This is a genomic window from Rhizobium sp. KDH_Rht_773_N (genome assembly GCF_052946295.1).
Window position 1 is genome coordinate 3,422,326 of the sequence record NZ_CM129525.1, and the last position, 20,191, is coordinate 3,442,516.

The 20,191-nt window shown below is 62.9% G+C and carries 17 protein-coding genes; 9 read left to right on the forward strand and 8 right to left on the reverse strand.

Translation table 11 applies throughout. The features are described 5' to 3' along the window. Positions 1 to 132 precede the first annotated feature (132 nt). Positions 133 to 384, forward strand: coding sequence for a DUF2164 domain-containing protein (locus tag ACU8HS_RS16880; protein WP_112569000.1), 252 nt, complete (start codon positions 133 to 135; stop codon positions 382 to 384). Here the strand turns inward: ACU8HS_RS16880 and pncA are convergent, their stop codons facing one another. From pncA to ACU8HS_RS16910, 6 genes are all read right to left on the reverse strand, one after another. Continuing rightward, entirely contained in the window at positions 385 to 1,011 is a 627-nt protein-coding gene (gene pncA, locus ACU8HS_RS16885) for a bifunctional nicotinamidase/pyrazinamidase (protein ID WP_447014727.1), read from the reverse strand. It abuts the gene before it with no gap. A 431-nt stretch (positions 1,012 to 1,442) separates the two neighbouring features. Next, positions 1,443 to 1,934, reverse strand: coding sequence for a hypothetical protein (locus ACU8HS_RS16890; protein WP_447014728.1), 492 nt, complete (start codon positions 1,932 to 1,934; stop codon positions 1,443 to 1,445). Between the two features lie 141 nt (positions 1,935 to 2,075). Beyond that, the gene (locus ACU8HS_RS16895; protein ID WP_447014729.1) at positions 2,076 to 2,705 is read right to left on the reverse strand and encodes a hypothetical protein; all 630 of its coding nucleotides are present in this window, start codon (positions 2,703 to 2,705) and stop codon (positions 2,076 to 2,078) included. Positions 2,706 to 2,774: 69 nt separating this feature from the next. Further along, complete coding sequence (locus ACU8HS_RS16900) at positions 2,775 to 5,267, reverse strand: ATP-dependent helicase (RefSeq protein WP_112569006.1); 2,493 nt, start codon at positions 5,265 to 5,267, stop codon at positions 2,775 to 2,777. Positions 5,268 to 5,426: 159 nt separating this feature from the next. Continuing rightward, on the reverse strand, positions 5,427 to 6,104 hold the full coding sequence (locus tag ACU8HS_RS16905; RefSeq protein WP_447014730.1) for a YoaK family protein: 678 nt from the start codon (positions 6,102 to 6,104) through the stop codon (positions 5,427 to 5,429). Positions 6,105 to 6,232: 128 nt separating this feature from the next. Next, positions 6,233 to 7,054, reverse strand: coding sequence for an alpha/beta fold hydrolase (locus ACU8HS_RS16910; protein WP_112703194.1), 822 nt, complete (start codon positions 7,052 to 7,054; stop codon positions 6,233 to 6,235). Between the two features lie 448 nt (positions 7,055 to 7,502). Between ACU8HS_RS16910 and ACU8HS_RS16915 the strand changes: the two genes are divergently transcribed. The 3 genes from ACU8HS_RS16915 (at position 7,503) to ACU8HS_RS16925 (ending at position 13,158) form a co-directional block, all read left to right on the forward strand. After that, positions 7,503 to 8,738, forward strand: a complete 1,236-nt coding sequence (locus ACU8HS_RS16915; RefSeq protein ID WP_112569012.1) for an efflux RND transporter periplasmic adaptor subunit — start codon at positions 7,503 to 7,505, stop codon at positions 8,736 to 8,738. After that, a complete protein-coding gene (locus ACU8HS_RS16920; protein ID WP_113499523.1) occupies positions 8,735 to 11,890 on the forward strand; it encodes an efflux RND transporter permease subunit in 3,156 nt (1,051 codons plus the stop codon). The genes ACU8HS_RS16915 and ACU8HS_RS16920 overlap by 4 nt, the downstream gene beginning before the upstream one ends. Positions 11,891 to 12,159: 269 nt before the next feature. Beyond that, positions 12,160 to 13,158 carry a flagellin N-terminal helical domain-containing protein gene (locus tag ACU8HS_RS16925; RefSeq protein ID WP_112569016.1) on the forward strand — a complete coding sequence of 333 codons (999 nt, stop codon included), beginning with the start codon at positions 12,160 to 12,162 and terminating at the stop codon, positions 13,156 to 13,158. Positions 13,159 to 13,232: 74 nt separating this feature from the next. Here ACU8HS_RS16925 and ACU8HS_RS16930 read toward each other — a convergent pair whose 3' ends face one another. Then, positions 13,233 to 13,820 carry an NAD(P)H-dependent oxidoreductase gene (locus ACU8HS_RS16930; protein ID WP_112569018.1) on the reverse strand — a complete coding sequence of 196 codons (588 nt, stop codon included), beginning with the start codon at positions 13,818 to 13,820 and terminating at the stop codon, positions 13,233 to 13,235. Between the two features lie 77 nt (positions 13,821 to 13,897). Between ACU8HS_RS16930 and ACU8HS_RS16935 the strand changes: the two genes are divergently transcribed. From ACU8HS_RS16935 to ACU8HS_RS16945, 3 genes are all read left to right on the forward strand, one after another. Then, positions 13,898 to 14,308, forward strand: coding sequence for a winged helix-turn-helix transcriptional regulator (locus ACU8HS_RS16935; protein WP_447014731.1), 411 nt, complete (start codon positions 13,898 to 13,900; stop codon positions 14,306 to 14,308). A gap of 161 nt (positions 14,309 to 14,469) precedes the next feature. Continuing rightward, a complete protein-coding gene (locus ACU8HS_RS16940; protein ID WP_112569022.1) occupies positions 14,470 to 15,135 on the forward strand; it encodes an OmpA family protein in 666 nt (221 codons plus the stop codon). Between the two features lie 299 nt (positions 15,136 to 15,434). After that, positions 15,435 to 16,499 (forward strand): aspartate-semialdehyde dehydrogenase, encoded by a 1,065-nt coding sequence (locus ACU8HS_RS16945; protein ID WP_447014732.1) that lies wholly within the window; start codon positions 15,435 to 15,437, stop codon positions 16,497 to 16,499. A 143-nt stretch (positions 16,500 to 16,642) separates the two neighbouring features. Here the strand turns inward: ACU8HS_RS16945 and ACU8HS_RS16950 are convergent, their stop codons facing one another. Next, the gene (locus ACU8HS_RS16950; protein WP_112703198.1) at positions 16,643 to 17,050 is read right to left on the reverse strand and encodes a DUF2000 family protein; all 408 of its coding nucleotides are present in this window, start codon (positions 17,048 to 17,050) and stop codon (positions 16,643 to 16,645) included. A gap of 33 nt (positions 17,051 to 17,083) precedes the next feature. Here ACU8HS_RS16950 and ACU8HS_RS16955 point away from each other — a divergent pair, with 33 nt between their 5' ends. Next, a complete protein-coding gene (locus tag ACU8HS_RS16955; protein WP_447014733.1) occupies positions 17,084 to 18,010 on the forward strand; it encodes an AraC family transcriptional regulator in 927 nt (308 codons plus the stop codon). A 377-nt stretch (positions 18,011 to 18,387) separates the two neighbouring features. Next, positions 18,388 to 20,178, forward strand: coding sequence for an ABC transporter ATP-binding protein (locus ACU8HS_RS16960; RefSeq protein WP_447014734.1), 1,791 nt, complete (start codon positions 18,388 to 18,390; stop codon positions 20,176 to 20,178). Positions 20,179 to 20,191: the final 13 nt, after the last annotated feature.

Consider the following 20,191-nt stretch of genomic DNA (forward strand, 5'->3'; position numbering starts at 1 on the left):
GGAATTCATCCTGTTGGAATTGAGATTTCCCTCTATGGTGTCTCACCTGCCGCGGCAATTGAATTTCCTTGATTCACCAATCGATTTTGATGAAGCGTGGCCGGTTTACGTCACCGGCAGGCGAGGGGGACGATGAAGAAGATCGAGTTTTCGAAAGAGGAAAAGGCGCAGATCGTGGCGCATATCCGCCAGTATTTCGACCGCGAACTGGACCCGATCGGCGCGCTGCCGGCGGAATTCCTGCTGGAGTTCTTCGCCGAGAAGATCGGTCCCTATTTCTACAATCGCGGGCTCAGGGATGCCCATGCCGCCTTCCTGAAGAAGATGGAGGATTTCGGCGAGGAGATCTATCTGCTGGAGCGTGAGGGCGAGAAAAGGGACTGATTATTCGGCCAGAATATCCGCGCTCTTGACGATGGCGATGCCGCGCCCGCGCATTTCCTCGATCGCGGCAGCGACACCGTCAGGACTGATGCCGCGGCTGGCGTCTTCCACGAAGCGGACCTTGACGCCGGGGATCAGGTCCAGCGCGTCGAGGGCGGAGAATTTCACGCAATAATCGGTCGCGAGCCCGCAGACGTCGAGTTCCGTGATGTCCTGCTCGATGAGGAAATCGGCAAGCCCTGTCACGGCATCCTGATCGTTGTCGCGGAAGGCGGAATAGCTGTCGACGTTGCGGTTTTCGCCCTTCTGCTGGATGAGGTCGATCTGGGCCGAATGAAGCGCGGGATGCAGCTCGGCGTCACGCGTATATTGCACGCAGTGATCCGGCCAGAGCATCTGCGGCTTGCCGGAGAGCTCACCCATCTCGAAAGGGTTCTTGCCGGGGTGGGAGGAGGCAAAACTGCCGTGATCGGCCGGGTGCCAATCCTGCGAGGCGACGATGAGATCGTATTTGCCGCTGTCGATCAGGCTGTTGGCGACGGGGACGACTTCATGGCCATCGAGAACCGGCAGATTACCTCCGGGACAGAAGCCATTCTGAATATCGACCAGCAGCAACGCCTTCATCAAGCCATTCCTTACGCATATCGCACCGCAAAATGCCAACCGCTGTCGGCGCAATCAACTAGTGGATTTCCGGGGGGCGGGGCGCAAGTGCTAATTCTAGTATGAAGGGTGGCAAATGGCAGCATCAACGTATTTTTTCTGGGCGAAATCGTCCTATACGCGAAAACGGCAAGTATCTCGCCCTCTGTATCAGGATTTATGCATGCGCTAAGGGGCCGGATGCCTGAAGACAAGATCGTCTTCCCGTTCGCCAACGTCGTCAGGCCATGCAGCGTAAACGCCCGGTGACGCGCAGGGCAGGGCCGTCTCAAAGGTGGCGCTGGATATCGAAAGAGGCTGCGGCGCGGAAGGCGCAGAGGGCAGCAGGCAGTGCGGCGCGGAACGTGAATTGCGGCCTGTCATCGAGGCTCCCCCGGCGGAGCCTCATGAGATCAGGCCGTCTGGCCGCTGTCGCCGGTGGCGGCGGGCGAGTTGCCATAGGTCGTCTGGTATGCGCGAAGCGCGGTCTGCATGTCGGTCAGGACTTTGGCCATCAGGCCGCCGTCTTCATCGTCGCCGCCGGCTGCGGCAATCTTCTCAGGGTCGGCGGAAAGAAGCTCGGATGTGGTCAACTTGCCGTCGCCATTCGCATCAAGGGCAGAGAGCGCACCCTTGGAATCGTCGCTGCTATCGTCCGTGCCGGAGCCGTCGCTCTCGGTCTTCTGGAGCGAGAGCATGACGGCCAGAATATCGGCCGTGATTTTCTGGACGATATCGGTGCCGGAAGAATCGTCATCGCCGGTGGACGCGGTACTGGCGGGCGAGGACTGGGAAGCGGCGGCGAGCTCATCGGCAGAGACGACGCCGTCACCGTTCGTATCGAGGGGATTGAGAGGGGCTTTATACTGGGTCAGCGTGCTGCCCAGGGCTGATACACTGGTCACTTGAACCTCCTTTGAAGGTCTTGTGAAGCCCGCCTTTCATGGGCGGGCAGTGACCGGGCTAAGCTGATTTGCGGGTTCGGTCAAAGCGGCGTTTTGTCATCTGGAGAAACGGGCGCGGCCTTGCCTGCGATTCTTGTACTTTTACAAGTATCTAATATCCAATGTAACTTTCAGTGTTCTGGGATCCGTCGGCATTCTCTTAACTCGTCCTCGACCTGAGATATTTTTAATGTGGAATCCTTTATTAGTGCCCCAATCAGTATTATTTTCGAATTCCGTCAACCATTGAAATAAGCGTGGAAAGTGGCGGTTTGCGCCGATATTTATCCTGCCGACAAGTGAGTTTTTTTCAAATATGTCCCGGATAACTCCACGAAGAAATATCACGAGTTCGACATCGTTCGGTTGTTGTCTGTCTGCCATATCAAAGGCTACATTAGAAATCGATGTTAGGATTTGATTTGCTGTCAAATCATCAACGTTTCTTAAAATTCCTTCCTTCCCGGTTAGAATGGTAACAATTTCATCGGGTGATTCCAAATGATCGACATCGAGTGCATACTCGATTTTCCTTTTACTCTCGGGATCTTTGAAGCGCTCTTTGAGTTTCTCCAAAAGGTAATTAAATCGACCTGTTGGCGAATCTCCCTTTATTTCCAGTTTCTCAGTGAAGCACTCATCCCATGCATTTTGGATCATGCTTATAACTTTGCTGTAAGTCCTTGCGGAGGCAATTATTGAGTCCGTGGAATAGGACGTAAAGTCTTTCATGAGTCTGTCCTGTGCGTTGAGGTGCAATAAACCTAACGCACAGGTAGCAGAAAGTGAGTTAATCGTTCGTCAAACCCGCTCCACGAAGCCATCCAGCACGCGCTTCTGGCCGGCGCGGTCGAAATCGATCGTCAGCTTGTTGCCTTCGATGCCCGATATCGAGCCGTTGCCGAATTTCTGGTGGAAGACACGGTCGCCGAGGGAGAAGCGCGAGGGTTCGGTGGCGGTGGATTTGGCCACCAGTTCGCCCTCGATCGTGCGGCCGCGCGGGCCGCTTTCGCCGTAGCCGATGCGCTCCACCGCATGGCCGGAGCGGGTGCCCCAGTTGTCGCGGGTGGCGTCGGTCTTGTTTTGCTGGGCGCGTTTCCAGCCGGGGGTGGAATAGGAATTGGAGAAGGGGTCGGCCTTGTCGAAACGCGACTGGCCGTAACCGCCGCCGCGGCCATAGCCGCCGTAGCTCTGCTCCATCTCGGCCACTTCGACATGGGTTTCCGGCAGCTCGTCGAGGAAGCGCGAGGGGATGGTCGACTGCCAGAGGCCGTGGATGCGGCGGTTGGAGACGAACCAGATGTGGCAATGGCGCTTGGCGCGGGTGATGCCGACATAGGCGAGGCGGCGTTCTTCCTCGAGGCCGGCGCGGCCGGATTCGTCGAGCGAGCGCTGGTGCGGGAAGAGGCCTTCCTCCCAGCCGGGCAGGAAGACGGTATCGAATTCCAGGCCCTTGGCCGAATGCAGGGTCATGATGGAAACGGCGTCGAGATCCTCGTTCTGCTCGGCATCCATGACGAGCGAGACGTGCTCCAGGAAGCCGCGCATGGATTCGAAGCTTTCCATCGAGCGGATCAGTTCCTTGAGGTTTTCAAGGCGACCCGGGGCTTCGGCGCTCTTGTCGTTCTTCCACATGTCGGTATAGCCGGACTCTTCGAGGATCTGCTCGGCAAGCTCGGTATGTGGTGTGTTTTCAAGCAGTTCCTGCCATCGGCGGAAAGATTGAATCACGTCGAAGAGGGCCTTGCGCGCCTTCGGCTTCAGCTCGTCCGTCTCGATCATGTCGGCGGCGGCGGCCAGCATCGGGATATCGCGGGCGCGGGCGTAATCGTGCAGCGCGCGCACCGTCGTGTCGCCGAGGCCGCGCTTCGGCGTGTTGATGATGCGCTCGAAGGCGAGGTCGTCGGCCGGCTGGGCAACGAGGCGGAAATAGGCCATGGCATCGCGGATTTCGAGGCGCTCGTAGAAGCGCGGGCCGCCGATGACGCGGTAGTTGAGGCCAAGCGTGACGAAGCGGTCTTCGAATTCGCGCATCTGGAAGGAGGCGCGCACCAGGATCGCCATGTCGTTCAGCAGATGCTTCCTGCCGTCGGCATCGCCGCGTTGCAGGCGCTCGATCTCTTCGCCGATGGCGCGCGCTTCCTCCTCGGAATCCCAGGAGGCGTGGACCTGCACCTTGACGTCGTCAGGGTCGGAGCGATCGGTGAACAGCGTCTTGCCGAGGCGGCCTTCATTATGGGTGATGAGATGGGCGGCAGCACCCAGGATATGGGCCGTCGAGCGGTAGTTGCGCTCGAGTTTGATCACCTTGGCGCCCGGGAAATCCTTCTCGAAGCGCAGGATATTGTCCACTTCCGCGCCGCGCCAGCCGTAGATCGACTGGTCGTCGTCGCCGACGCAGCAGACATTCTGCGGCTCGCCCTTGCTCCGCTGGGCGAGAAGCCGCAGCCACATATATTGGGCAGTGTTGGTGTCCTGATACTCGTCGACGAGGATATAGCGGAATTTCTGGTGATATTCCTTGAGCAGATCCGGCTGCTTGCGGAAGATCGCGATCGGATGCATCAGGAGATCGCCGAAATCGCAGGCGTTCAGCGTCGAGAGGCGGTTCTGATAGGCGAAATAGAGATCGCGGCCGCGGCCATTGGCGAAGGCGCGGGCGTCACCTTCCGGAATATCGGCGGGGCCGAGGCCCTTGTTCTTCCAGGTGTCGATCATGCCGGCGAACTGCTTGGCCGGCCAGCGCTTGTCGTCAAGGCCTTCGGCCTGGATGAGCTGCTTGATGAGGCGGATGACATCGTCCGTATCGAGGATGGTGAAATCGGAGCGCAGGCCGACAAGTTCGGCATGGCGGCGCAACAGCTTGACGCCGATCGAGTGGAAGGTGCCGAGCCAGGGCATGCCTTCGACGGCGCCGCCGACGAGAAGGGCGATGCGCTCCTTCATCTCGCGGGCGGCCTTGTTGGTGAAGGTCACGGCGAGGATCTGCGAGGGGAAGGCGCGGCCGGTCGACAGGATATGGGCGATGCGGGTGGTCAGCACACGCGTCTTGCCGGTGCCGGCGCCGGCGAGCACGAGAACCGGGCCTTCCAGCGTCTCGACCGCTTCGCGCTGTTCCGGGTTGAGGCCCGAGAGATAATCGGGGCGGCCGCCATCGCGGGCCGCCATGGCGCGGGCGGCAATGCCGCCGCCGGCAGCGGGCGCCCTTGCCGGTGCGGCGGGCTGCTGCGGCTTGCGCGGCGCTTCGCCCGGTTCCTCGTCGAAGAAGGGCATATCGTCGAAACTATTGTTCATGGCGCGTAATGTAGTGATTCGGGAAGGAAAGACCAGAAAAGATGTTCTGCTTTCATTCCCTGGGGCTCAGCTATCCTCAAGCGGTTTATTTGCCGGTCGATAGATCCGCCCGGCGGCTGCGGCCCATCGGGCAACGACCCGCGCGCCGAAGGACTGTAATCAAGCGGCCTTCGGCGTGGAGAAGGCAAGGCAGACCGAGACCAGCGCAAAGAGCGGCGGCAGGGCGAAACACCAGGTGCCCACCGTGGCAAAGAGCAGGGCGGCAAGGCCGCAGCCAAGCGCGAAGGCGCAGACGGCGACCACCATGCGCGACAGGCGGGCTCTTGCCGGCCTTGCCTGGTCGCCCGACCTGGCATGGGCAAGGTCGCCGAGATCGATCATGATCTGCGTCATTGTGCCTGTCATCAGCGTGCTCGGGGGTGACGAACCGAGATGGATGCGGTGGGCGGCGTTCTGGATCGCCATGGCGATGACGAGCAGCATGCCGGTCGCCACCAGCGGGAAGCCGTCCGCATTGGTGAAAGGCGCAAGCAGGATGGCTGAGGCGCCGCCGGCAATCAGGAACAGCAGCTTTATCACCAGCAGGAGGCGCAGGCCCTTTTCGTCGCCGGGCGGAACTTTGTGGGTCAGGTAACGCAGCACAAGGATTGTCAGGCAGAAGACCGGCAGGGCCAGAAGCTTGGTGATGACGCCTGACGTGCCATGGGTGAGGGCGGCGCCAAGCGTCACGAAATTGCCGGTGACGTGAGCGGGGAAAAGGCCGTCGAGAGCCAGGAAGCCCGATGTATCGACATAACCGCCGGTGAGGGTCAAAAGCACGGGCAGGGCTGGGCGCATCGTCTTCCCCTTCGCTGGGCGGCTCGGTCTACTCTGCCGCGACCGCGCGGGTTTCTGCAAGGCGGCGGCCGGGAAATTCCGTCTCGGCGGCGGGAAAGCTCCCGCCGCCGTGCCAGTGCGTGCGATCGCTACGCCTTGATGAAGGCGAGAACGTCGGCGTTGAACTTGTCGGCCTCGGTCTGGGCGAGACCGTGCGGGGCGCCCGGATAGACCGTCAGCGTGCCGTTCTTCAGAAGTTTGATGCCCTTTTCGGCGGCGGCCTTGATCGGCACGATCTGGTCGGCGTCGCCGTGGATGAGCAGGGCCGGAACGTCGATCTTCTTCAGGTCGTCGCTGTAGTCGACCTCGGAGAACTCGCGGATGCAATCGTAATGGCCCTTGATGCCGCCGGCCATGCCCATCAGCCAGAAGGTTTCGCGCAGGCCCTCGTTGACCTTGGCGCCATCGCGGTTGAAGCCGTAGAAGGGCATGGTGAGGTCGCGGTAGAATTGCGAGCGGTCGCTGGCCGTGCCCTTGCGGATGCCGTCGAAGACTTCGATCGGCAGGCCTTCGGGATTTTCAGCCGTCTTCAGCATCAGCGGCGGAACGGCGCCGACGAGCACGACCTTGGCGACGCGGCCGGTGCCGTGGCGGCCGATATAATGGGCGACTTCGCCGCCGCCGGTGGAATGGCCGACCATGACGAGGTTCTTGAGGTCGAGCTTTTCGATGAGCTCGGCGAGATCGTCGGCATATTGGTCCATATTGTTGCCGTTCCACGGCTGCGAGGAGCGGCCGTGGCCGCGGCGGTCATGGGCGATGACGCGGTAGCCGAGCCCGGCGAAATACAGCATCTGCACTTCCCAGGCGTCGCCCGAAAGCGGCCAGCCGTGGGAGAAGAGGATCGGCTGGCCGTTGCCCCAATCCTGGTAGTAGATCGTCGTTCCGTCCTTGGTGGTGATTGTCGGCATTGTCTCTGTCCTGTTCCGGGGTTGGGAGGTTCTGGGCCGATGGCCCAATCGTCTGCGCCGTGGTGCGTGGCGCGATCAGGAAACATGTTTGGAACGGGCCGCGGAAGTGATGCCTTGGTACAGGTTGCCCTATGCCTTTTTCCGCAGAGCGAGTTGCGCGACGAGCAGGGGGCCGGCATGGCCGCAGACCTGTCCGGCGCCTTGCGCAGATCGGGCGCAAGGCTGCTGCGGGCTTATTGCGGAACCGGCCTGCAGCGTCGCTCAAGTAAAAGTGAGCGGACGGGTTATTTTCAAAGTTTGCTGATATTACAAATCTGTAATGACGGGTGGTTACGCTTGCTGCCGGCCGGGGAAAGGTGCGATATTGTCGCACCAGGCGGGACTCGTCATCCCGCACGCCTCTTTCGACCGACCCTGGACCTAACCTCGAGTCCCTCCGGAGACGTGAATGCCCTTTTGGAAGCAGTTTGTACTTTGCATCGTCGTCATTATCGCCGGCTTTGCCGCGTGGGTTTACTTTGTGCCCGGCGCCGGCGAGACGATGCGCAATGCCGGCATTCCCGACACTATCGTCTCCATGATCGCGCCCAAAGCCCAGGAAACGGCCGATGCCGGCGCGCAGCAGGCGCAGGGCGAACAAGCGCAGGGCGGGCAAGGGCAGGGGAACCGCCGGAACGGCGCAGGCAACGGCGGCAATGGCGGTGGCGGCGGGCGCAACGGCGCCGTTCTCGTCGTTACCCAGGCCGTGGTGCAGGGCGTCGTCAACGACCGGCTGAACGCGATCGGCACGGGCGACGCGATCCGCTCCGTTGCGGTGACGCCGCAGGCGACGGGCACGATCCGCGAAATTCTCATCAAGTCGGGCGACAGGGTCAAGCAGGGCCAGGTTCTCGCCAAGCTCGACAGCGAAGAGCAGGTGATTGCCCAGGGGCAGGCGCAGGTGGCGCTGAACAGCGCGCTCGAGAAGTCCAACCTCTACCACAACATCAAGTCCAGCGTGTCGCGCATGGACGTCTTCGATTCCGAAATCGCCGAGCAGAACGCCCGCCTGCAGCTGCAGGCCGCCGACCTCAACCTGGCCCGCCGCAACATCGTGGCGCCGATCGACGGCATTGTCGGCATCGTGCCGGTCAATATCGGCGACAACGTCACCACCACGACGCCGATCGTGACCCTCGACGACCGCTCCGAGATCCTCGTCGATTTCTGGGTGCCGGAGCGTTTCGCCAACACGGTTTCGGTCGGCCAGGCGGTCGAGGCGACATCGGTGGCGCGACCGGGCAAGATCTTCTCCGGCGAGCTTGAGGCGGTCGACAACCGTATCGATTCGGCAAGCCGGACGCTGCGCCTGCGCGGGCGCATCGACAACAGCTCGGACGAGCTGCGCGCCGGCATGTCCTTTGCCGTCAGCATGAAGTTTGCCGGTGACAAATACCCGGCGGTCAACCCGCTGTCGGTGCAATGGGATTCTCAGGGCTCCTTCGTCTGGCGGGTGAGCGAGGACAAGTCGCGCAAGGTCAGGGTCAGCGTCGTGCAGCGCAATCCCGATTATGTGCTGGTGAAGGCCGACGACCTGAAGGACGGCGACCAGATCGTCACCCAGGGCCTGCAGCGCGTGCGCGAAAACGGCGCCGTGCGCGTGGCAACCGATGTCGCCGCCAACGACAAGGTTGCCGCCCAATGAGCGTGACCGAGATCCACCCCGGCAAGCCGGAATCCGGCAAGGCGACCTTCACGGCGCTCTTCGTGCGCCGGCCGATCCTGGCTCTGGTCTTCAATACGCTGATGGTGGTGGCCGGTCTTGCCGCCTATGTGGGCGTGGAAGTGCGCGAACTGCCCGATGTCGACCGGCCGGTCGTGACGGTGCGCACGACTTTCGACGGCGCTTCGCCGCAGACGATCGACCAGGAACTGACCAAGGTCATCGAAGGCGCTGTGGCGCGCGTCAGCGGCCTCAAGTCCATCTCCTCCAGTTCGCAGTTCGGCCAGAGCCGGGTAACGCTGGAGTTTTCCGATTCCATCGATCTGGCCGTCGCCGCCAACGACGTGCGCGACGCGATCGGCCGCATCACCCAGAACCTGCCCGACGAGGCGGATGCGCCGCAGATCGTCAAGGCGGATTCGGATTCCTCGGCGATCATGCGCCTTGCGGTGACGTCGGATACGCTCAACATGGACGACCTGACGCTGCTCGTCGAAAACGAGGTGGTCGATCGTCTGGCCTCCGTGGACGGCGTTGCCGATGTCGAGGAATACGGCGATCAGGAGAAGGTCTTCCGCGTCGATGTCGATCAGGGCGCGCTTGCCAGCCGCGGCCTGACCGTCGGCGATCTCACCAAGGCGCTCGACAATGCGGCGCTCGACGTACCGGCCGGTTCGCTGAAGAGCATGATGCAGGATATCGTGGTGCGCGCCACCGCCAGCCTGCAGACGCCCGAAGATTTCCAGAACGTCATCCTGCAGGACAATGTGCGCCTCGGCGACGTGGCGACCGTGACGCTCGGGCCGCGTGACGGGGAAACCGCGCTGCGTTCGAACGGCAAGCCGGGCATCGGCCTCGGCATCATCAGGCAGGCGCAGTCGAACACGCTGAATATTTCCGCCGGCATTCACGCCGCCGTCGACCAGCTTTCCAAGACGCTGCCCAAGGGCACGACGATCGCCATTACCAGCGACGATGCCGTGTTCATTCAGGGCGCGATCCACGAAGTGGTGCTGGCGCTGCTGCTCTCGGCCGTCATCGTCACCGTCGTCATCTATCTCTTCCTGCGCGACTGGCGCGCCACGCTCATCCCGTCGGTCTCGATGCCGGTGGCGCTGATCGGCACGCTGGCGGCGATCTACATGGTCGGCTTCTCGATCAATATCCTGACGCTGCTTGCGATCGTGCTGGCGACCGGCCTCGTCGTGGACGACGCGATCGTCGTGCTGGAAAACATCGTGCGGCGACGCGCCGAGGGCATGGGGCCGCGCGCGGCCGCCGTGCTCGGCACGCGCGAGGTGTTCTTCGCCGTCATCGCGACGACGGCGACGCTTGCCGCCGTCTTCATCCCGCTCTCCTTCCTGCCGGGGCAGGTGGGCGGCCTGTTCCGCGAGTTCGGCTTCGTGCTGGCCTTTTCGGTCGGCCTGTCGTCGATCGTGGCGCTGACGCTGTGCCCGATGCTTGCCTCGCGCATGCTGACCAAGCCGATGATCGAGGATCACGGATTGCTCGGCCGTTTCGGCGAGGCATTTGCGGGCCTCTATAAATGGGCGCTGCACGCCTGCCTGAACGCGCCTGCCGTCGTCATCGTCTTCTCGCTCATCTTCGGCGGCGCTGCCGTGATCGCCTTCGGCACGGTCAAGAGCGAGCTGACGCCGGAAGAGGACCGCGCCATGGTGATGATGCGGCTGACGACGCCGCAGGGCTCCAGCCTCGATTACACGCGCGACAAGATGCAGCTCGTCGAGGAATATCTGCAGCCGCTCGTCGACAGCGGCGATATCCGCAACGTCTTTTCGATCTCCGGCCAGGGCGGCTCTTCCAACAGCGGCTTCATGGTGCTGACGCTGGCGCCCTGGGGCGAGCGCCACCGCACGCAGGCCGAGATCGTGCGCGACATCAACCAGGCGGCCTTCAAGGTGCCGGCGCTGCGCGGCAACGCGATCTCCTCGAACAGCCTGCGCATCCGCGGCGCCGGCAACGGCCTGCAGATGGCGCTGATCGGCAACGACCACGAGGCGCTGACGGCGGCGGCCGCCAAGCTGGTGCAGCAGCTCGATGCCAGCGGCCAGTACGATACGCCGCGCCTGACCAACGAACCGTCGCAGGCGCAGGTTTCCGTCGCCATCGACCGCGAGCGCGCCTCCGACCTCGGCATCGACATTACCGGGCTTTCGACCGCCATCCAGTCGCTGCTCGAGGGACGCTCGGTCGTCGACGTCTTCGTCAACGGCGAATCCTATCCGGTGCTTTTGACCTCGACGATGCGGCCGATCGACGATCCGACCGATCTCGAAAACGTCTTCCTGAAGACCGGCGACGGCAAGATCGTGCCGATGTCGGTCATCGCCTCGCTGAAGGAAGGTTCGGTCGCCCCGCAGCTCAACCGCGAACAGCAGCTTGCCTCCGTTGCGATCACCGCCGGGCTGAAGGACGGCATGTCGCTCGGCGATGCGGTCAAGAACGTCACGCAGATGGCAGAGCCGTTGCTGCCGCCCGGCGCGCGCCTGCTGCCGCTTGCCGAAGCCGCGACGCTGGAAGAAAATTCCAGCGGCATGGCGCTGACCTTCGGCTTTGCGATCGTCATCATCTTCCTGGTGCTGGCGGCCCAGTTCGAAAGCGTGCTCTCGTCGCTCATCATCATGTCGACCGTGCCGCTCGGCCTTGCCTGTGCCGTCTTCGCGCTCATCATCACGGGCTCGAGCCTCAACATCTACAGCCAGATCGGCCTTGTGCTGCTTGTTGGCGTCATGGCCAAGAACGGTATCCTGATCGTGGAATTCGCCAACCAGCTGCGCGACCGCGGCGAGGATGTGCGCTCGTCGATCGAAAAGGCCTGCGCGCTTCGCCTGCGCCCGGTCATGATGACGATGATCGCCACCATTCTCGGCGGCGTGCCGCTGGTCTTTGCCCACGGCGCGGGCGCGGAAGCGCGCGTGGCGCTCGGCTGGGTCATTGTCGGCGGTCTCGGCTTTGCAACGCTGGTGACGCTGTTCATCACACCGGTCGCCTATCTGCTGATTGCCCGCTTCGCCAAGCCGCATGCCCATGAGGAAGCGCGCCTGCACGAGGAAATGACGCACGCGACGCGGCCGAAGCCGCTATCGGAAGAGCAACTCGAGGCCGCGGAGTAAGTCTTTTTCAATACTTTCAAATGCGCCCGCCGGATCGTCCCGGCGGGCTTTTTTATGGTGTATGAAGTCTTGTGAAATAAGCTAAATTACTTCTGAAGTTTAGCCGTTTGTTAAGCATAACCGGCAATGATTGCGATCAGTAACCGGTCGGCCTTCTTTGTTTTCCGAAGGCCATTGCGCTGATTTCGCGGCGACGGCGGACATGAGTGTCCGCAGGAATTCGGTACATCCTGTTCTGTTGCGTTTTGTAGTGTTTTGGAGTTTGTACCGTGAGTATTTATCAGCGCACCTCCGTGGATGCGGCGCTTCATGTGCTGCGTGACATCAATCGGAAGATGACGGTGACGCAGAACCATATCACGACCGGTCTGCGCGTCGAAAAATCCAGTGACAATGCCGTTTACTGGTCGGTTGCGACGACAGCGCGCTCCGACAACAAGGCCCTGTCTGCCGTTCAGGATGCCCTCGGCATGGCCGCTGCCACCATGGGCACGGCCTCCGCCGGTGTCGAGAGCGTCGTCGACGTCGTCACCGAAATCAAGGCGAAGCTGGTCGCGGCGACGGAGCAGGGCGTCGACAAGACCAAGATCGGCGAAGAGCTCGAACAGCTGAAGGCGCAGCTGCGCAGCGTGTCGGAAGGCGCGGGCTTCAACAACGACAACTGGATCATCCTCGACAATACCAGCACGCCGACGCAGCCGCGCCAGATCCCGGCCTCCTTCATCCGCAACGCCGACGGCACGGTGTCGGTCGGCATGCTGAGCTACCATATCGACATCCCGCCGACCGGGGCGACCTCGTCCAAGGATGCGCGCTACGTGATCGACGATCGTGCCGGCGGCACCGGCGAATACGGCGTGCTGACCTCGGCCTTCTTCGCCACCGAACTCGGCACCGCCACGACCTGGGTGTTGGCGAAGAGCAAGAACGGCAATACGGCCGGCCAGACGGAAATCGGCCTGACGGCTGCGACCAGCAAACAGGACCTGAACGAGATGATCAGCGTCGTCGATGCGGCGCTCATGCAGCTGACGGCGGTCGGCTCGGCCTTCGGCGCGCTCGAAAAGCGCATCAGCATGCAGGACGATTTTGCCAAGAGCCTGTCCGACAACATCACCGAGGGCATCGGCCGCCTTGTCGATGCGGATATGGAAGAGGAGTCGAGCAGGCTGAAGGCGCTGCAGACCCAGCAGCAGCTCGGCCTGCAGGCTCTCAACATCGCCAACGCCTCTTACGACAAGGTTCGCCAGCTCTTCCAGAATTTCTAAGCCCCGGTTCGCACCGATTGCCGCGCGGTGGCCGGGGCTGCCGCGCGGTCTGCCGTTTCGGGAACTATCCGGATTCAGGCTGCCTTGGCGGCCATCGTCGCCCTGGCCCACCAGACGAGTTCGTCAAGCGCGGTCCTGGCCGTCGGCAGGAGGTTTGCCTCGATCTCGCTGATCGGCTTGTTGCCGAAAGCCGGATGGATGGCCCTGAAGTCGCCGCCGGCGATATGCACGGCCGCATGGGTCGAGACCATCTGCAGTTCCACGCCGATGCCCCGCAGATGTTCGACGGCGCGCGTGGCGCCCGTGCTGCCGTAGCCGATGGCGGTGAAGGGCTTGCGGTTCCATTCCTTATAGGCCTGATCGAGCGCGTTCTTCAGGGCGGCGGTGATCGAGTGGTTGTATTCGGCGACGACGAAAATATAGCCGTCGAAACGGCCGACCGTTTCCTGCCAGCGCACCGCTTCGGGATTCTGGCTCGGCATCCACAGGTTCGACGCCATTTCGTCGAAGAAGGGGAGAGGGTGGTCGCGCAGGTCGATCAGCTCCGGATCCATGTCGCCACGGGCTTGTGCCTGTTTCAAAATCCATTGTGCCGGGGCATCGGCGAATCGGGTGGGGCGGGTGGAACCGATAATCACGGCGATGCGGGGCTTAGAATTCAAAGTAACCTCCTGTATGCTGGTTTCCAACGGTAACCAGATTACGGACGGTTTGCGAAGGCGCACAAGGAGGCACTTTATTGAAACCAGATAACCACGGGGAAACCGTCCCTTGCGAGGCCGCCGACGAGTGCGGACAGGTTCACGCCTGCGATCACATCAGCCGCGTGCTGGCGCGCATCAGCGACAAGTGGAGCCTGCTGGTGGTGCGCGTGCTTGGCCAGGGACCGCTGCGCTTCAACGCGCTTCGCCGCGAGGTCGGCGAAATCAGCCAGAAGGTGCTGGCATCGACGCTGCGGGAGCTTGAGGAGAACGGCTTCGTTTCCCGCACCGTCACGCCCACCACGCCGCCGCAGGTCGAATATGCGCTGACGGATCTCGGCCAGGAATTCCTGGACCCGGTTCGCGGCCTTGCCGAATGGGTCGTCGCCAACTCCGCGCGCATGGACGCGGCGCGGGCGGCCTATGCGAAGCGCCGCGGGATCGACTGAGGCAGGTGGGCGATGCCAACAAAACTGGTGATATCGGGACGGGGCTGCAACAGGGCGATGTTTCCCGCGGGGAATTTGGCTTATCAGATTGATATCTTCATCTTGTTGCCGCATTTCTTCATATCTGCTCGCACCAGCTTCGAACGGAGAACCTCCTGTCCATGATCAAGAAATTCATCCTTCTGGCCGTTGCGGCGAGCTACCTTTCAGCCTGCACGACGACCGATCCCTATACTGGTGAGCAGAAGGTATCGAACACCGCCGGTGGTGCTGCCCTTGGCGCGCTCGGCGGCGCTCTCGTCGGTGTCGCCGTCGGCGGCGGCGGCCACGGCAAGCGCAACGCGGCGCTGATCGGCGCCGGCATCGGCGCGCTCGCCGGCGGCGCGATCGGCAATTACATGGACCAGCAGGAAGCCGAGCTTCGCGCCCAGCTCGAAGGCACCGGCATTTCCGTCACCCGCCAGGGCGACAACATCATCCTCAACATGCCGTCGAACATCACCTTCGATATCGACCAGGATGCGGTCAAGCCGGGCTTCTATCCGACGCTGAATTCCGTGGCGATCGTGCTGCGCAAGTTCAACCGCACGCTCATCGACATCAACGGCCACACGGATTCCACCGGCAGCCTGCAGCATAACCAGGAACTGTCGGAGCGCCGCGCCTATTCGGTCGCGAGCTACCTGCAGGGCCAGGGCATCGACCAGCGCCGCGTTTCGGCCGTCGGCTTCGGCCCGTCGCAGCCGGTCGCCTCCAACGCGACCGAAGCCGGCCGTGCGCAGAACCGCCGCGTCGAAATCCAGATCGCACCGATCACGCAGAGCTGATCGGGCAAGGGCCGGCACGTCCTGTCCGGCAGGTCTTGTCGTCCTCCGCAGCGATGCGGGGGACGTTTTCGTTTGAGGCGGCAAGGCGTCTGGCGGCCGGTTTGGCTTCGTGCTACAGCTTGCCCATGCGCATGATGACGACCAAAAAATGCACGACGAAAACGACCGTCCTTTCGGGGCGTTCCTCGGTGCATGCGCGGTCACTGGCATAGCGCAGATCACCCGAAGGCCCCACCGGAGACGGACGGGGCCGCAAAGCGAGACAGGTCCCGTTCTCTCATTCCAGACGTGAGAGACATATGCTGACCAAACTCGACGATACCGCTTCAACCCTTTCCCGCCGGTTGCGCACGCCAACGCCTGCCGTCGCCATTGTCGGCGCCACGGGCGCGGTCGGCGTGGAACTGCTGCAATGCCTGGAGCGGCGGAATTTCCCGCTCAGCCGGCTGCGGCTGCTTGCTTCCGCCCGCTCCGCCGGCAGGACGCTGCCCTTTGCCGGACGGGAGATTGCCGTGGAGGAATTGGGCGAAGCGAGTTTCGAGGGGATCGATCTTGCGCTGTTTTCGGCCGGCAGCGGCATTTCCAGGCAATATGCCGATGCGGCGGTGCGGGCCGGCGCCATCGTCGTCGACAATTCTTCCGCCTTCCGCATGCATGCCGACGTGCCGCTGGTCGTGCCCGAGGTGAACGGCGCGGCGCTGGCCTCCCACAGCGGCATCATCGCCAATCCGAATTGCGTGGCGGCGATCGCGACCGTGGCGCTGGCGCCGCTGCACAGGGCGCATCCGATCCGCCGGCTGAACATCGCCACCTATCAGTCCGCGTCCGGGGCGGGGGCCGCGGCGATGGAGGAACTGAGAGAATCGACCGCGGCCTATCTCAGAGGCGAGAGCTACCGGCCCCGCATCCTGCCGCATCCCTATGCCTTCAACTTCTTCAGCCACAATGCCGAGATGGATCAGGAGAGCGGCTACAATGGCGAGGAACTGAAGGTGATTGCCGAAACGAGGCGCATTCTCGGCGCGGATGAGCTTCCGGTCGGCGTCACCTGTATCCGCGTGCCGGTGCTGCGGGCGCACGGCATGGCGATCACGGCCACATTCGATGAAGCCGTAACGCCGGAAGAGGCGCGCGGCCTGCTGGCCGATGCGCCGGGGCTCAAGCTGGTGGACGACCGGGGCGCCAATCGTTTCCCGATGCCGTCGGAAGCGTCGGGGCAGGACGATGTGCTGGTCGGCCGCATCCGAAAGGATCTCGGCGATCCCTCCGCACGCAGCATCGCGCTCTTTGTCGTCGGCGACCAGTTGCTGAAGGGGGCGGCGCTGAACGCGGTGCAGATCGCCGAGGCGTTGCTGGTCCGCTGAAACGGCTAGCAAAGGGTTCGTTGTTCCAGACAGGCCTTGCACTCTATCGACGTCATGCTCGGGACAAGCCCGAGCATGACGAGAGAGACCAGGGGCGCTCCGGGGCCGGACGATCGCACAGGCTCTCGCCGCCGCACGGTGGCTCACGCCTGCATCCTGGCGCCCTTGGTGATCTTGTCGACAACCTTCTTGTCGGCCCGGACGGCGATGCCGACCACCTTGGCGTCATCGGGGGCGTATTCGGCGAAGACGGCGCGGTTGGCCGCATCATGGCCGGTCGCAAACATTTCCTCGATGAAGACGGAGGAGGTCACCTCGCGCTCCAGCGCGCGGCGGTGGATCGTCGACATCGTCGCCTCGTCGGCGGCCAGCACGATGATCGGCTGGATGGACAATGCGTTGAAGAGGTTGCCGGCGCGGTCCTTGTAGGGCTCGCCGATGATTTCGGGATATTGGGCGGCGATGCCTGTCGAAAGGAAGGCCGTGACATTCAGTTTCTGCCAGCCGGCAAGATTGTTTCGCAGGACGATCGCAATTTTGGTATCAAACATTCCAGTCTCTTTCATCAGGGTATCGACAAGGCATTGAGCCAGGATCTAACGCCACGGGCCTTCGAGGGTCTTGAACGTTTGTGCGAACCGCAGGGGGGCAGCGGCATACTGTCCGCGCCCGAGGGCAGCGGCATCCTCACGGCGCCTGCCTTTCCCGGCATCGAGCGCATCGAGGCGCAGTTCTCGGGCAATATGTTCGAGCCGCACCGGCACGATACCTACGCGCTCGGCGTGACGCTGCACGGCGTGCAGACTTTCACCTATCGCGGCGAACGGCGCTTCAGCCTGCCGGGGCAGGTGATCGTGCTGCATCCCGACGAGGAGCATGACGGCGGGGCGGCGACGGAGGCGAGCCTGCATTACCGCATGCTCTACATGGAGCCGGCGCTTCTGATGGAATGCCTGGCGGCGGAGAAGATCGGCCTTCCCTTTGTCGACCAGCCCGTGATCGCCGACGGAGCGCTGGCGCAGGTGCTGCTCGCCGCGCTCGGCGAACTCGACCGGGAGCTCGACGAGCTTTTCGTCGACGATTTCGTCAGCCGTGTCGCCGGCGGCCTGTCGCGGCATTCGCAGGTGCGCCGCCGGGCTCTGGGGCCGGTTGCCTGGAAACAGGTGCGGGCGGCGCGCGACTATCTGGAGGCGCATGCGCTGAGGGCCGTGCGCTCGGGCGAGCTGGAAAACATTACCGGCCTCGACCGGTTCACCCTGTCACGGCATTTCCGCACGGCCTTCGCCACCAGCCCGCACCGCTACATGCTGATGCGGCGGCTGCAGCAGGCCAAGGCGCTGATGGGCGAGGGGGAGAGTTTTGCCGATGTGGCGGCCGCCACCGGTTTTGCCGACCAGGCGCATTTCATCCGGCATTTCAAGAAGGCCTATGGCGTGACGCCGGGGCGCTGGATGGGGCTTCAGCGGTTTCACGCGGCGGAGGCCGGCGGCGGCGGACTGTCGCGCTCCTGATTTCAAGGGGGCGAACGAGGCGGATGATGGAGGCGGCTCTTTCAACGCCCCGATGTTGTGTCATCCGCGCATCATTCTCCGCAAAGTAGAAAACATCGGTTGGCAAAGTCGAATTTGTCCGGTACATAACCTGTCACCGCTGCAGATCAACCAAAGGAGGCGTTGTATGACATCAGCATTCATCGAAGTCCTCCCGTCCGGAATGATGCGACACTAGGTCATTCCAATTCGCGGCCCGCCAGGGGGCGCGAGATGCGGTTTTATTTTCTTTCACAGCTCGACTGATCTGCCGGGACCGGTTCGTCCCCTGTTGCGGCTGTGTTCTTCAACTCTCGATTTTGGGGCCGGCTGCCGAAATGCGGGGTCGGACTGGTAAAATGGCTCGCAAGAAGTTCGACTTCCGTGCCGATGCGTATCGCAACGTGCTCGGCTTTGTTTTTCGTCAGTGGACGCATCGCCCCGCTCTGGTGGGCACCATCATCCTTCTGGTCATTGCCAGCACGCTGGCCGAAGTCCTGGTGCCGGTATTTTCCGGCCGGATCGTCGACGCGATCGCCGGCGGCAATGCGGCAGACGGCGCCATCCGCTCCTTCGCTGTCGTCGTGAGCCTTGGCCTGACCAGTGTCGCCCTGCGCTGGTTCATCTTCGCCGGGATCATCCGGCTGACGCTGCGCATCATGGTCGATGTGGTCAATAGCGGCTTCCACAAGGTGCAGCGCTTCTCGACCGACTGGCATGCCAACAGTTTTGCCGGCTCGACGGTGCGCAAGATCACCCGCGGCATGTGGGCGCTCGACGCGCTCAACGACCTGCTGCTGATCGCTCTGCTGCCGTCGCTCGTCATGCTGGTGGGCGCCAGTATCGTGCTCGGCAGCTACTGGCCGGTCATGGGCCTGATCGTGGCTGCGGGATCGCTTGTTTATATCGGCGTGACCGTGGCGCTTTCGATGGGTTTCGTGTCGCCGGCGGCAAAGCTTGCCAATGCCTGGGACACGAAGCTCGGCGGCGCGCTGGCGGATGCCATCAGCTGCAACTCGGTGGTGAAAGCCTTCGGTGCCGAAAGGCGCGAGGAGGAGCGCCTGCGCCATGTGCTTGCCAGGTGGGACAACCGCACGCGGCGCACATGGAAGCGCGGAACGCTGAACGGCACGATCCAGGGCTTCATGATGGTTTCCATGCAGGCCGGCATTCTCGGCACCGGCCTTGTCATGTGGCAGCAGGGGCTGGCAACGCCCGGCGACATCACCTTCGTGCTGGCGATGTTCTTCGTCCTGCAGGGCTATCTGCGCTCGGTCGGGCAGGACATCAGAAACCTGCAGCGCGCCGTCAACGACATGGAAGAGCTTGTCCTGCTCGACAGGACGCCGCTCGGCATCGAGGACAGGCCGAATGCGAAGGCGATCGCAATCGGCAGGGGCGAGATCGTCTTCGACCGCGTCACCTTCCAGTATGGCGCCCATCCGACCGCGCTCTACGAGGATTTCTCGGTCACGATCAAACCGGGGGAGCGGGTCGGTCTGGTCGGGCATTCCGGGTCGGGCAAGACGACTTTCGTCAAGCTCATCCAGCGCCTCTATGACGTGAATGCCGGGGCGATCCGCATTGACGGTCAGGATATTGCCGAAGTGACGCAATCGAGCCTGCGCAGCCAGATCGCCATCGTGCAGCAGGAGCCCATCCTGTTTCACCGCACTCTGGCCGAGAACATCGCCTACGGACGGCCGAATGCCTCCAGACGCGAGATCGAGAATGCGGCACGGCAGGCGAGCGCCCATGGTTTCATCATGGACCTGCCGAAGGGCTACGAGACGATGGTGGGCGAACGCGGCGTCAAGCTTTCGGGCGGCGAGCGTCAGCGCGTCGCCATCGCGCGGGCGTTTCTGGCCGATGCGCCGGTGCTGATCCTGGACGAGGCCACCTCCAGCCTCGACAGCGAGAGCGAAGTGCAGATCCAGCAGGCCATGGAGCGCCTGATGGACGGCCGCACGACGCTGGTCATCGCCCACCGCCTTTCGACGGTGCGGGCGCTGGACCGGCTGCTCGTGTTCGACAAGGGAATGATCGTCGAAGAGGGCGACCATCAGGCGCTCATCCGGCTCAACGACGGCATCTATCGCCGGCTGTTCGAGCGGCAGGCTCTCGAACTGACCAAGGGGCTTGTGGCCTAGGCAGGGCTATCCG